The organism is Streptomyces cinereoruber (assembly GCF_009299385.1).
Classification (GTDB): Bacteria; Actinomycetota; Actinomycetes; order Streptomycetales; family Streptomycetaceae; genus Streptomyces; species Streptomyces bikiniensis.
On record NZ_CP023693.1, the window covers coordinates 2,521,140 to 2,533,720 of the forward strand.

Below are 12,581 nucleotides of genomic sequence, written 5' to 3' on the forward strand. Positions count from 1 at the left end.
ATCTAGGGTCATGGCGTGGCCAGGACCAAGGAATTCGATCCGGACGCCGCGCTCCGGGCAGCCCTCGAACTGTTCTGGGCGCGCGGCTACGAGGCGACGACGATGGCGGACCTCGTGGAGCACCTCGGGGTGGGCCGCGCCAGCATCTACGCGACCTTCGGGAACAAGCACCAGCTGTACCTGAGGGCGCTGGACCGGTACGCCGAGAGCCAGGACCCCCGGCTCGTCGAGGAACTGTCCGCGCCGGGCCCCGCCCTGCCGGCCGTCCGGGCGCTCGTCCGCCGCTTCGCCGCCGAGGCGGCGACCGACGGGGAGCGCCTGACCGGCTGTTTCGTCACCAACTCGGCGGCGGAGCTGGGGCCGCACGACACGGCGGTGGCCCGCCGGGTCGAGCTGAGCTGGGAGCAGCTGGAGACGCTGCTGCACGCGGCGCTCGTCCGGGCCCGCGCCGGGGGCGAGCTCCCGGCCGGGCGCGATCCGCGCGCGCTGGCCCGGATGCTCCTGGTCCTGCTCCAGGGCGTCCGGGTGGTCGGCAAGGCGTCGAGCGACCCGGCCAGGGTGCGGGACGCGGCGGAACAGGCGCTGACCCTGCTGGACTGAACGGTCCGCCGGCCCGAACGATCCGGGGAGGGCACCCTCGCGGGTGCCCTCTCTTCGGCCCTCATATTGGAACGTACGGTCAAGAATTTGCCGTCACGACAGAAGGAGTCCCTCGTGTCCGCACGCTTCGCCGATCGCGTCGTCCTCGTCACCGGAGCCGGTTCCGGTCTCGGCCGGGCCGTCGCGCTCGCCTTCGCCGCCGAGGGCGCGAAGGTCGTCGCCGCCGGACGCACGGCGGAGACCCTGGAGGAGACGGTCGCCCTGATCGGGGCCGCCGGGGGCACCGCCGCGGCGGTCACCGCCGACGTGACCGACGCCGTCTCCACCCGGGAGCTGGTCCGGCGCACGGTCGAACTCTTCGGCGGCCTGGACGTCGCCGTGAACAACGCGGGGATCTTCCGGGGCGGCGGCCACAGCGCCGCCGACCTGCCCCTGGAGGACTGGAAGGCCCTGCTCGACGTCAACGTCACGGGGGTCCTGCACGCCCTCCAGGCCGAGGTGGCGCACATGCGGGCGCACGGCGGCGGGGCGATCGTGAACGTCTCGTCCAACCTGGGCGCACACGTCCGGGTCCCCGGCGTCTCCGGCTACCAGGTCTCCAAGGCGGCCGTGTCGGCGCTCACCCGGGCCGCGGCCCTGGACCACATCGGCGACGGGGTCCGGATCAACGCGGTCAGCCCCGGCGCCTCGGAGTCCACGATGTCGCTGCGGCCCGGCGAGACCGAGGCCGAGCGGGAGGTCCGGATGAAGGGCGAGTCGCCGCTCGGCCGGATCTCGTCCGCCGCGGAGGTCGCGGCGGCGGTCCTCTACCTCGCCTCGGACGCGGCCGGCTCCGCCGTCGGCACGGACCTCGTGGTCGACGGCGGCGTCGCGGCCTGAGTCCCCGCCCGCTCCGGGGGTCAGCCCTGGGAGGCGGGGTCCATGCGTCCGGGCTCAGCCCTGGGAGGCGGGGTCCATGCGTCCGGGCTCAGCCCTGGGAGGCGGCCGGGTCCATCCAGAAGACCTCCCAGTGGTGGCCGTCCAGGTCGGTGAAGGAGCGCCCGTACATGAAGCCCATGTCCATCGGGTCCTTCGCCGGCGTGCCGCCCGCGGCGAGGGCCGCGTCGGCCAGCTCGTCCGCCTTCTCGCGGCTCTCGGCGCTCAGCGTGATCAGGACCTCGGTGGCCTTCGTGGCGTCGGAGATCTCCTTGCCCGGGGCGGTGAACTCCTTGAACTTCTTCTCGGTGAGCAGCATCGCGAAGATCGTGTCGCTGATGACGAGACAGGCGGCGGTGTCGTCGCTGAACTGCGGGTTGAAGGAGTAGCCGAGCTTCTCGAAGAAGGCCTTGCTGGCGTCGAGGTCCTTCACGGGCAGGTTCACGAAGATCGACTGCGGGGCCATGGCGTTCTCTCCTCTTCGGCGGGCCGGCCCGCTCGGTGCGTTCCGGCGCTTTCAAGAGGTAGGACGGGAGCGCCGCCCGGAACTCATCGCCGTTCCGGAAAGAATTTTTTCGCCCGGGTCGGCCGGCCGCCCCGCCCGGCCCGGTCGCCGGGGTCAGACCGCGGCGGTGCGCAGCCGGAGGGTCGCGAGGGGTACGAACCCGCCGTCCCCGCCCCCGGTGGGCGCGTCGGGCCCGGCGAGCCGCCGCAGCAGGGCCAGGGCGATCCGCTCCCCCTGCGCCTTGGCCCGCTCGGCCCGCGGCCCCGCGTGGAGGCCGTCGACGGTGGCGCGCCAGAGCTGCACCCAGCGCCCGAAGTGGGCGGCGGTGAGCGGCCGGACGGCGTGGAGGGCGGCGTGCGGGGCGAAGGCGTCCCGCCCGTAGGAGGCGGTACGGAACAGGGCCCGCTCCCAGAAGTCGGTGATCCCCGGCAGGTGCGCCTCCAGGTCGGTCCCGGCGACCTCCGTGAAGAAGGGCCCGATGAGCGGGTCGGCGAAGGCCTCGGTGTAGAAGCGGCGCAGCAGCACGTCGAGGTCGGCGCGGTCGCGGATGTCGCGGACGACGCGGGTGTCACGGGCTTCCCGGGCGGCAGACATGCTCCCAGTCTCCCCCGCGCCGGGCCGCTCCCCCAGTGCCGAAGGTCCCGGCCCCGCCGTCCGGGCTCAGCCCTCCGCCGCGCTCCAGCGGTGCAGCGCCCCGCCCTCCTCGTCGTACGTGAGCCAGGTGCCGTCGCCGAGCGGGCGGGCCGGTCCTTCACCGGGGTGCGAGGGGTACGCGACGGATCCGCGCACCTCCAGGGTGCGGGCGTCGAGGAGCCAGTGGCGGACGCCCTCGTCGTCCTCGTCGCACTCGTGGCCGGTGCAGGCCATGACGGTGCCGGCGTCGACGAACCCGCCCGCGCAGTCCCACGGCACCTCTTCCCCGCGCTCCTCCCGCTCGGCCAGGGCCGTGCCGTCGAGGGCGTGCAGCCGCAGGTCCGCGCCGTAGTGCTCGACGGTCAGGAAGCCTTCGTGCGCCGGGTGGACGTCGAGGAGGATGCGGTCCGCCGTGTCGTTCAGGTCCCACGCGGTGACCTTCCCGCCGTCCAGGCGCCCCCAGTACAGCAGGATTCCGTCCTGGCCCATGCCGACGCAGAGCCCCATGCGGACGCCGTCCGGGTGGGAGAGGTGGTGCGAACCGGCGGCCGCGCCGTCGTCCAGGGGCAGCCGGGCGACCTCGCGCCCGTCGCGCGCGTCCAGGACGGCCCAGGCCTCGTCGTACTCCTCGTCCGCGACCGCCACGTGCGCCCAGACGAACCGGCCGTCGTCGGAGACCCGGCACGAGCCGTGCTCGAAGCCGGCGCAGACCTCCTGCTCGTCGCCGGTGTGCGGATGGCCGAGCAGGGGGCCCCAGCAGGCGTGCCGGTACTCCCACAGCGTCGCGCCGTCCGCGCCCACGGCCCGTACGGCCCGCTGCCCGGAGAAGACCGCGAAGGAGCCGTCGGGGCTCAGCGAGGCCCGGCCCCGGGTCCACCCGGGCCACGGCAGGGGGAAGACCGCCCGCGGCGCCCGCTCCCCGGCGAACAGCTCGTCCAGGTGGTGCACCTCCAGGTCGGCGCCCCGGAACAGCAGGGCACGGCGCGCGCCGCCGGCGCGGGACTCGAAGGCGCCGTCGTCCACCAGGGGCATGGCTCCGGCCAGGGGGACCGAACCGAGCAGGCGCGCGGGAACCGACGGCGGGGAGATCGACATGCCCCGAAGGTAACGGCCGCCTCCGACACCCCGACCTCCGCCCCCGGCCTCCTCCGGTCGCCCCGCACCCGCCGTCTCCCCTTCACCGCTCGTTGACGCCCCGTCAACTCTCCGCTCCTAGGTTCCGGAGACGCGCGACCCCGGCGCCGACCGGTGCGGCGGGGCGGTTCACCATCCTTCTCGGGAGTGAGACGTGGAGCGACGCGGTTTCCTGCGCGGAGCGGTCATCGGTACCTCGGCCGCCGCCTTCGGCGGCAGCCTCTGGCACGGTGCGGCCTTCGCCGCCCCGGCCCAGCCCGGCGCCGGCCCCTACGGGGCGCTCGGCCCGGCGGACGCGAACGGCATCCAGCTGCCGGCCGGGTTCACCAGCCGGGTGATCGCCCGGTCCGGCCAGACGGTCACCGGCACCTCGTACACCTGGCACAACGCCCCCGACGGCGGCGCCTGCTTCGTCGACGGCACCGGCTGGATCTACGTCTCGAACTCGGAGATCAATCCGAACGGCGGCGCGAGCGCGGTCAGGTTCAACGCCTCGGGCACGATCACCGGCGCGTACCGCATCCTCTCCGGCACCCGGCAGAACTGCGCGGGCGGCGCCACCCCGTGGAACACCTGGCTGTCCTGCGAGGAGGTGTCCCTGGGCTACGTCTACGAGTCGAACCCGTGGGGCGGCACGGCGTACCGCCGGGACGCGATGGGCCGCTTCAAGCACGAGGCGGCGGCCGCCGACCCGGTCCGCAGGGCGATCTACCTGACCGAGGACGAGTCGAACGGCTGCTTCTACCGCTTCCTGCCCACCACCTGGGGCAACCTCTCCTCCGGCACCCTCCAGGTGTTCAAGGCCTCCACGGCCACCTCCGGCACCTTCACCTGGCAGAACGTGCCGGACCCGGACGGCTCCCCGACCGCCACCCGCGACCAGGTCTCCGGCGCCAAGCGCTTCAACGGCGGCGAGGGCTGCTACTACGCGGACGACACCGTCTGGTTCACCACCAAGGGCGACAACCGGGTCTGGCAGGTGAACCTCGCCGCCGGCACGTACGAGCTGGCCTACGACGACTCGCTGGTCTCCGGCGGCGCCCCGCTGACCGGCGTCGACAACGTCACCGGCGCCGCCTCCGGCGACCTGTACGTCGCCGAGGACGGCGGGAACATGGAGATCTGCGTCATCACCCCGGACGACGTCGTCGCCCCGTTCCTGCGGATCAACGGCCAGTCCGGCTCGGAGATCACCGGACCGGCCTTCTCCCCCGACGGCAGGCGGCTGTACTTCTCCAGCCAGCGGGGCACGAGCGGCAGCTCCTCGGGCGGCATCACCTACGAGGTGACGGGCCCGTTCCGCGCGTAGCAGCGCGGCTCCACCTGCTTCTGCCGGGCGCCGCCGAGGAGGGCGGCGCCCAGCGGCGTCAGGGTGTGCAGGACCGCGTTGCCGTGGCGCAGGGTCGCGATGAGCCCGGCCTCGCGCAGGACGCCCGCGTGCTGGCTGGCCGAGGCGAGCGACACCCCGGCGCGGCGGGCGAGTTCGCTGGTCGTGCCGCCGTCGCCGATGGCGTGCAGGACCGCCGAGCGGGTCTGGCCGACGAGCTTGGCGAGCGAGGAGCCGCCGGGCGCGCGGACGGTCGGCGCCTCGCCGTGGGTGACGGGGTAGACGAGGACCGGCGGCAGCGCGGGGTCGCGCAGCACGACCGGGGTCCCCCGACAGAAGTACGAGGGCTGGAGCAGCAGCCCCCGCCCGTCGAGGTGCACGTCCCGGTCCACCGGGTAGTCGGCCTCCAGGACGGGCGCGCGCCAGCGCAGCATCGGTGGCAGCGAGGCGAGCAGCTCCTCGGCGCCGCCGTCCAGGAGGGCCCGGCCGCGGCGGGCCCGGTCGGCCTCGACGCGGGCCAGGATGTGCGGCCAGTACGGCTCGACGACGGCCCGGTGGTAGCCGCGCAGCGCCCCCAGGAGCCGGTCGAAGGGCTCCGCTCCCCCGTCGGCGAGGGCGCGCAGCGAGTGGGGCACGGTCCGCCCGCCGGAACGGTCGGCGGCGAGCAGCGAGAGCTCTCCGCGCAGCCGGCCGGGGTCGGTCGCGCGGATCGCCTGGAGGCCCTCGTCCAGGCCGTTGACGCCCTCGGCGGGCGTCAGGAAGTCGGGGAAATAACCCCGGCTGGGAACGAGGGCGGCGAGGAGACGGGTCTCACCGCCGAGCCGCGCCCGGGCCTCGGAGCGCCATTCCCCGTAGACGACGGAGCCGCGCCGGTCCCTTAAACGGTGAAAGCTCAGAATCGTTTCCCACAGAACATCCGGCCGGGCCGCCGTCCGCACCCCCGCCAAGTCGTTTCCGGTGAAATGAATCCGCAGCATGAGGTCCCCACCTGTGCACTCGCAACCACCCCCGACGACGAGTATGCACAGCATCACTGCACGTTACCAGGGTGTTTCAGCCACAGTTGAAAAGCATCGCGGCGAACGCGGCGGAACCGAAAAGCTGTACGGGTCGGGCAGGAAACCTTCTGGACCGAGGTGACGTGGTGAAGACCGTGGGGGGCTTTGCCCGTCCGGCGGCGGTCGGCGAGGGTTGCGGCTCACCTGCCCGGCATCGGTAAAGGGCGTGGCCTCCGGGTGGGGATCCGGGGGCCGCGCCCGCCCCGCCCTTTGCGGCGCGGAAACAGAAAAGTTCAACGGCGAATAATTCAAACGGCCGTAATTGAACACGAATCCACATCTGATCGACGGCTCGGCGAAATGAGCGGCCGGCCCCCGGGAGAAACACGACGGGACGGACACCTCCGCACAAAGGTGTCCGTCCCGTCCCTGTGAATCCGGAGCCGCCGCCCGCCGGTGAGGGTGGTGAAGTGGACCGGCGGCGGCCCCGGTGCTTCGGTGAATCCGCTGCTGAACGGGGGTTCAGCAGGGAATCGGGCCGGCTCCTGAACCGGGGTTCAGGAGCGGCCGGGCCTCCGGCCGGACCGGAGCCCGGCGGAAGCCCGTACCGCCTCAGCGGCTGTCGCTGCCCTTCGACTCGGCCGCCGCGCGGCCCGCCTCCAGACGCGCCACCGGGATCCGGAAGGGCGAGCAGGAGACGTAGTCGAGGCCCACCTCGTGGAAGAAGTGCACCGACTCCGGGTCGCCGCCGTGCTCGCCGCAGACGCCGAGCTTGATGTCGGGGCGGGTGGCGCGGCCGGCCTCGACGGCGCTGCGGACCAGGGCGCCCACGCCGTCCTTGTCGATGGTCTCGAAGGGGCTGACGCCGAAGATGCCCTTCTCCAGGTACGCGGTGAAGAAGCTGGCCTCCACGTCGTCGCGGGAGAAGCCCCAGACCGTCTGCGTCAGGTCGTTGGTGCCGAAGGAGAAGAACTCGGCGGCCTCGGCGATCTGCCCGGCGGTGACGGCGGCGCGCGGCAGCTCGATCATGGTGCCGAGCGCCAGCTTGAGGTCGACGCCGGTCTGGGCCCGGACCTCCTCGATGACCTGCTCGGCCTCCTCGCGGACGATCTCCAGCTCCTGGACGGTGCCGACGAGCGGGATCATGATCTCGGCGCGCGGGTCGCCCTTGGCGTCGATCCGCTGGGCGGCGGCCTCCGCGATGGCCCGGACCTGCATGGTGAACAGGCCGGGGATGACCAGGCCGAGGCGGACGCCGCGCAGACCCAGCATCGGGTTCTGCTCGTGCAGCCGGTGCACGGCCTGGAGCAGGCGCAGGTCGTTCTCGTGCGGCTCCTTGCGGGACTCGGCGAGGGCGACGCGGACCGACAGCTCGGTGATGTCGGGCAGGAACTCGTGCAGCGGCGGGTCGAGCAGCCGGACCGTGACGGGCAGCCCGTCCATGGCCTCGAAGAGCTCCACGAAGTCCTGCTTCTGGAGCGGCAGGAGGGCCTTGAGGGCGTCCTCGCGCTCGGCGTCGGTGTCCGCGAGGATCAGGCGCTCGACGTACTGGCGGCGCTCGCCGAGGAACATGTGCTCGGTGCGGCACAGGCCGATGCCCTGGGCACCGAAGCGGCGGGCGCGCGAGGCGTCCTCGGCGTTGTCGGCGTTGGCGCGGACCCGCAGGCGGCGGACGCGGTCGGCGTAGGCCATGATCCGGTGGACGGCCTGGACCAGCTCGTCGGCGTCGTCGGCGCCGGCGTGCATCCGGCCCTCGAAGTACTCGACCACCGGGGACGGTACGACGGGCACCTCGCCGAGGTAGACCTTGCCGGTGGAGCCGTCGATGGAGACGACGTCGCCCTCCTCGACGACCTGGCCGTCGGAGGTGGTCATCCGGCGCCGCTTGGTGTCGACCTCCAGCTCCTCGGCGCCGCAGACACAGGTCTTGCCCATGCCGCGGGCGACGACGGCGGCGTGCGAGGTCTTGCCGCCGCGGGAGGTGAGGATGCCCTCGGCGGCGATCATGCCGTCCAGGTCGTCGGGGTTGGTCTCGCGGCGGATGAGGATGACCTTCTCGCCGGAGCGGGACCACTTGACGGCCGTGTACGAGTCGAAGACGGCCTTGCCGACGGCGGCGCCCGGGGAGGCGGCGATGCCGCGCCCGATCTGCTCGACCTTGGCGTCCTCGTCGAACTTGGGGAACATCAGCTGGGCGAGCTGGGCGCCGTTGACGCGCTGGAGCGCCTCGGCCTCGTCGATCAGGCCCTGGTCCACGAGCTGGGTGGCGATGCGGAAGGCGGCACCGGCGGTGCGCTTGCCGACGCGGGTCTGGAGCATCCAGAGCTGGCCGCGCTCGATGGTGAACTCGATGTCGCAGAGATCCTTGTAGTGGGTCTCCAGGGTCTCCATGATGTGCATGAGCTGGTCGTACGACGTCTTGTCGATCGACTCCAGGTCGGCGAGCGGCACCGTGTTGCGGATGCCGGCGACGACGTCCTCGCCCTGCGCGTTCTGGAGGTAGTCGCCGTAGACGCCCTGGTGGCCGGAGGCGGGGTCGCGGGTGAAGGCGACGCCGGTGCCGGAGTCCGGGCCGAGGTTGCCGAAGACCATCGAGCAGACGTTGACGGCGGTGCCGAGATCGCCCGGGATGCGCTCCTGGCGGCGGTAGAGCTTGGCGCGGTCCGTGTTCCAGGAGTTGAAGACGGCCTCGATGGCGAGGTCCATCTGCTCGCGCGGGTCCTGCGGGAAGTCGCGGCCGGTCTGGGCCTTCACGATCTTCTTGAACTGCTTGACGACCTTCTTGAGGTCGGCGGCGTCCAGGTCGGTGTCGCTGGCGACCTTCTTCGCGGCCTTGACCTCGTCGAGGGCGTCCTCGAAGAGCTCGCCGTCCACGTCGAGGACGGTCTTGCCGAACATCTGGATGAGCCGGCGGTACGAGTCCCAGGCGAAGCGCTCGTTGTCGGCCTGGCGCGCGAGGCCCGTGACGGACTCGTCGGAGAGGCCGATGTTGAGGACCGTGTCCATCATGCCCGGCATGGAGAACTTGGCGCCCGAGCGGACGGAGACGAGCAGCGGGTCGTCGGCCTGGCCGAGCTTCTTGCCCATCTTCCGCTCCAGGGCGTCGAGGTGGGCGGTCACCTCGTCGCGGAGCTCGACCGGCTCCGAGCCGCTCTCCAGGTAGACCTTGCACGCCTCGGTGGTGATCGTGAAGCCGGGGGGGACCGGCAGGCCGAGGTTGGTCATCTCGGCCAGGTTCGCGCCCTTGCCACCGAGCAGGTCCTTCAGGTCCCTGTTGCCCTCGGTGAAGTCGTAGACGAACTTCTGATCATTGTTTTCCGACACGGGCCACGACTCCTCGACGACTCGGTTGGCTGCCCTGACGGCGAGGAACATACCCAGATCGAAGGCTTCTAGGGAGGTACGCCTAGCGGTCAGCTGGTCTTAACCACCCGTCCGCCAGCGCTTCGAAAGTAACCGAGCGGTAGCTTCCGCTTTCAGGGTCCGAAGACGCGATGACCGAAAACAGAGGCAAGACGCTCAAGTGAGCGATCATCGCGACTTTTGCGTTCAACTCGTGAACGCAAAAAGGGTGGCACCCGGTGCCACCCTTCAGGCGGTGCAGTCGTTCGCAACCTGCTCATGTGAGCACCCACCCCCTCAAGGGTGGCGAGGATCACTCCCCGGAAAAGGCCGGATCTCAGCCGCCGGACGTGTCCAGCTCCGCGTCCTCGCTCACCCCGGAGCAGTCGTACGGGTCCTTCAACCAGCCGTCCGGCAGGACGACTCGGTTGTTTCCGGACGTACGACCCCGGGGGCCGTCCGCGCCGACGGGCCACGGCTGGTCCAGGTCGAGCTCGCTCAACTGAGCGCGCAGCTCCTCCAGGGACGAGGTGATCGCCAGCTTCTTGCGCATCTCCGAACCGACCGCGAAGCCCTTCAGGTACCAGGCCACGTGCTTGCGGAAGTCGATGACACCGCGTGCCTCGTCGCCCAGCCACTCGCCGAGCAGCCGCGCGTGGCGCACCATCGCGTCCGCGACCTCCCGCAGGGCCGGCCGCGCATACGCGCCGGTGCCCTCGAAGCCCGCCACGAGGTCCCCGAAGAGCCACGGGCGGCCCAGGCAGCCGCGCCCGACGACCACGCCGTCGCAGCCGGTCTCGCGCATCATCCGCAGGGCGTCGTCGGCCGACCAGATGTCGCCGTTGCCGAGGACCGGGATCTCCGGCACGTGCTCCTTGAGGCGCGCGATGGCGTCCCAGTCGGCCGTGCCGCCGTAGTGCTGGGCCGCCGTCCGCCCGTGCAGGGCGATCGCCGTGACGCCCTCCTCGACCGCGATCCGGCCCGCGTCCAGGAAGGTGATGTGGTCGTCGTCGATGCCCTTGCGCATCTTCATCGTGACCGGCAGGTCGCCCGCGTTGGTCACGGCCTCGTGCAGGATCGCCCGCAGCAGCGGCCGCTTGTAGGGCAGGGCCGAGCCGCCGCCCTTCCGGGTCACCTTGGGGACCGGGCAGCCGAAGTTCAGGTCGATGTGGTCGGCCAGGTCCTCGTCCACGATCATCCGCACGGCCTTGCCGACCGTCACCGGGTCCACCCCGTACAACTGGATCGAGCGCGGCTTCTCCGTCTCGTCGAACCGGATGAGCTGCATCGTCTTCTCGTTGCGCTCGACCAGGGCGCGCGTCGTGATCATCTCGCTCACGAACAGCCCCTTGCCGCCGGAGTACTCGCGGCAGAGGGTGCGGAAGGGGGCGTTGGTGATGCCGGCCATGGGGGCGAGCACCACCGGGGGCTGCACGATGTGGGGCCCGATGGCGAGGGGGGTGAACGCGGTCATTCGCCCATTGTCGCGCACGGCGGAAGTGACGGGTCGGCCGTACCGGAGGGGGCCGGGGCGCGCGTGCGCCCCGGCCCCCTCCGTCATGTCGTGCCTACTCCCGGCCGGCGACCTCGGAGGCGGCGTCCGGAGCCTCCGAAGCGGAGTCCGAGGTGCCGGAGGCGGCCTCCGGGGTCTCGGAGGCGGTGTCCGGGGCCTCGGCCCCCTGGGCGCGGTCGCGCATCTTCCGCAGGAGCTCCTGCTTCTGCTCGTCGGCCGTGCGCCGGTCGGCGGCGCGGTCCCGGGTGGTGGCCTGCTGGTCGGCGCGGGACAGCTTCTTGCGCTGTCCGCCGACGCCGAGGAGGTTGTTGCGGCTCTTCGCCATGGTGTTCTCCCGTCGTTCGGTGAGGTGGTCGGTGGTCGCGGGCCCGGTCAGCCCCGGCGCTGGGCGCTCACTCGTAGATCTGGAAGAACGAAGACATGCCGGGGACGCTACCCCGGCCGCTCCCCGGAAGCACCCGGTTTTCCCCGCACCACTCGAAGGAATGACAGATATTGAAATCTGTCATCGCCCGTGCCAAGGTTGAACCATGACCACGACACCGAGCACCACCCCCGCCCCCGACCGCCTCCCCACCCGCCGGCTCGGCGCCACCGGCCCCCGGGTCTCCGCCCTCGGCCTCGGCTGCATGGGCATGTCCGCGCTGTACGGCGAGAGCGACCGCGCCGAGTCGATCGCGACGATCCACGCCGCCCTGGACGCCGGGGTGACCCTCCTGGACACCGGCGACTTCTACGGGATGGGGCACAACGAACTGCTGATCGCCGAGGCGCTGCGGACCGCCCCCGCCGCCGCCCGCGAGCGGGCCCTCACCAGCGTGAAGTTCGGCGCGCTCCGCACGGTCGAGGGCGGCTTCACCGGGTACGACGGGCGGCCGGCCGCCGTGAAGAACTTCGCGGCCTACTCGCTCCAGCGCCTGGGCGCCGACCACATCGACGTCTACCGGATCGCCCGCGTCGACCCGGACGTGCCGATCGAGGAGACCGTCGGCGCCATCGCCGAGCTGGTCGAGGCGGGACACGTGCGGCACGTCGGGCTCTCCGAGGTCGGCGCGGACACCCTGCGCCGGGCGGCGACCGTGACCCCGATCTCGGACCTCCAGATCGAGTACTCGCTGATCTCCCGGTCCATCGAGGAGAAGATCCTGCCGACCGCCCGCGAGCTGGGCATAGGGATCACGGCGTACGGCGTGCTCTCGCGCGGCCTGATCAGCGGCCACTTCACCCGGGACCGCGAGCTGGCCCCGGACGACTTCCGGGGCATGAGCCCGCGCTTCCAGGGCGAGAACCTCCGGCGGAACCTGGACCTGGTGGACCGGCTGCGGGCGCTCGCGGAGGCCAAGGGCGCGTCCGTCGCACAGATCGCCGTCGCCTGGGTCCTGGCCCAGGGCGAGCGGCGGGGCGCGGACGTCGTGCCGCTGGTCGGCGCCCGGCGCCGGGACCGGCTCGCGGAGGCGCTGGGCGCCCTGGACGTCGTGCTCGACGCCGCCGACCTGGCCGCGATCGAGGAGGCCGTCCCGGCGGGCGCGGCGGCCGGCGAGCGGTACCCGGCGGCGCAGATGGCGCACCTGGACAGCGAGCGCTGACGGGTGGCCGGCAGAGGCCGGCGGTCCG

11 protein-coding genes are annotated in these 12,581 nt (G+C 72.3%); 4 read left to right on the forward strand and 7 right to left on the reverse strand.

Going from position 1 to position 12,581, the window contains the following annotated elements; translation table 11 throughout:
* The first annotated feature begins 15 nt into the window (after window positions 1-15).
* Both CP977_RS11205 and CP977_RS11210 read left to right on the forward strand, forming a co-directional pair.
* Window positions 16-600 (forward strand): TetR/AcrR family transcriptional regulator, encoded by a 585-nt coding sequence (locus tag CP977_RS11205; protein WP_062755859.1) that lies wholly within the window; start codon window positions 16-18, stop codon window positions 598-600.
* Between the two features lie 114 nt (window positions 601-714).
* Window positions 715-1,479, forward strand: a complete 765-nt coding sequence (locus tag CP977_RS11210) for an SDR family NAD(P)-dependent oxidoreductase (protein ID WP_152370024.1) — start codon at window positions 715-717, stop codon at window positions 1,477-1,479.
* 88 nt (window positions 1,480-1,567) lie between these two features.
* Here the strand turns inward: CP977_RS11210 and CP977_RS11215 are convergent, their stop codons facing one another.
* The 3 genes from CP977_RS11215 to CP977_RS11225 form a co-directional block, all read right to left on the reverse strand.
* On the reverse strand, window positions 1,568-1,981 hold the full coding sequence (locus CP977_RS11215) for a VOC family protein (protein ID WP_062755854.1): 414 nt from the start codon (window positions 1,979-1,981) through the stop codon (window positions 1,568-1,570).
* A gap of 153 nt (window positions 1,982-2,134) precedes the next feature.
* Window positions 2,135-2,614, reverse strand: coding sequence for a group III truncated hemoglobin (locus CP977_RS11220; RefSeq protein ID WP_062755852.1), 480 nt, complete (start codon window positions 2,612-2,614; stop codon window positions 2,135-2,137).
* 66 nt (window positions 2,615-2,680) lie between these two features.
* Window positions 2,681-3,748, reverse strand: a complete 1,068-nt coding sequence (locus CP977_RS11225) for a hypothetical protein (RefSeq protein ID WP_104860537.1) — start codon at window positions 3,746-3,748, stop codon at window positions 2,681-2,683.
* A gap of 193 nt (window positions 3,749-3,941) precedes the next feature.
* On the opposite strand from CP977_RS11225, the gene CP977_RS11230 reads away from it, so the two are divergent.
* Entirely contained in the window at window positions 3,942-5,096 is a 1,155-nt protein-coding gene (locus tag CP977_RS11230; protein WP_062755850.1) for an alkaline phosphatase PhoX, read from the forward strand.
* Here the strand turns inward: CP977_RS11230 and CP977_RS11235 are convergent.
* The 4 genes from CP977_RS11235 to CP977_RS11250 form a co-directional block, all read right to left on the reverse strand.
* Window positions 5,066-6,091 (reverse strand): ArsR/SmtB family transcription factor, encoded by a 1,026-nt coding sequence (locus tag CP977_RS11235; protein WP_062755847.1) that lies wholly within the window; start codon window positions 6,089-6,091, stop codon window positions 5,066-5,068. The genes CP977_RS11230 and CP977_RS11235 overlap by 31 nt on opposite strands.
* Before the next feature lie 633 nt (window positions 6,092-6,724).
* Window positions 6,725-9,436: a pyruvate, phosphate dikinase gene (gene ppdK, locus CP977_RS11240; protein WP_109185901.1), complete on the reverse strand. Its 2,712-nt coding sequence runs from the start codon at window positions 9,434-9,436 to the stop codon at window positions 6,725-6,727.
* Window positions 9,437-9,791: 355 nt separating this feature from the next.
* Window positions 9,792-10,928 (reverse strand): tRNA dihydrouridine synthase DusB, encoded by a 1,137-nt coding sequence (gene dusB, locus CP977_RS11245; protein WP_062755843.1) that lies wholly within the window; start codon window positions 10,926-10,928, stop codon window positions 9,792-9,794.
* 94 nt (window positions 10,929-11,022) lie between these two features.
* Window positions 11,023-11,292 carry a DUF6243 family protein gene (locus tag CP977_RS11250; RefSeq protein WP_152370025.1) on the reverse strand — a complete coding sequence of 90 codons (270 nt, stop codon included), beginning with the start codon at window positions 11,290-11,292 and terminating at the stop codon, window positions 11,023-11,025.
* Window positions 11,293-11,497: 205 nt separating this feature from the next.
* On the opposite strand from CP977_RS11250, the gene CP977_RS11255 reads away from it, so the two are divergent.
* Window positions 11,498-12,553: an aldo/keto reductase gene (locus tag CP977_RS11255; protein ID WP_152370026.1), complete on the forward strand. Its 1,056-nt coding sequence runs from the start codon at window positions 11,498-11,500 to the stop codon at window positions 12,551-12,553.
* Window positions 12,554-12,581: the final 28 nt, after the last annotated feature.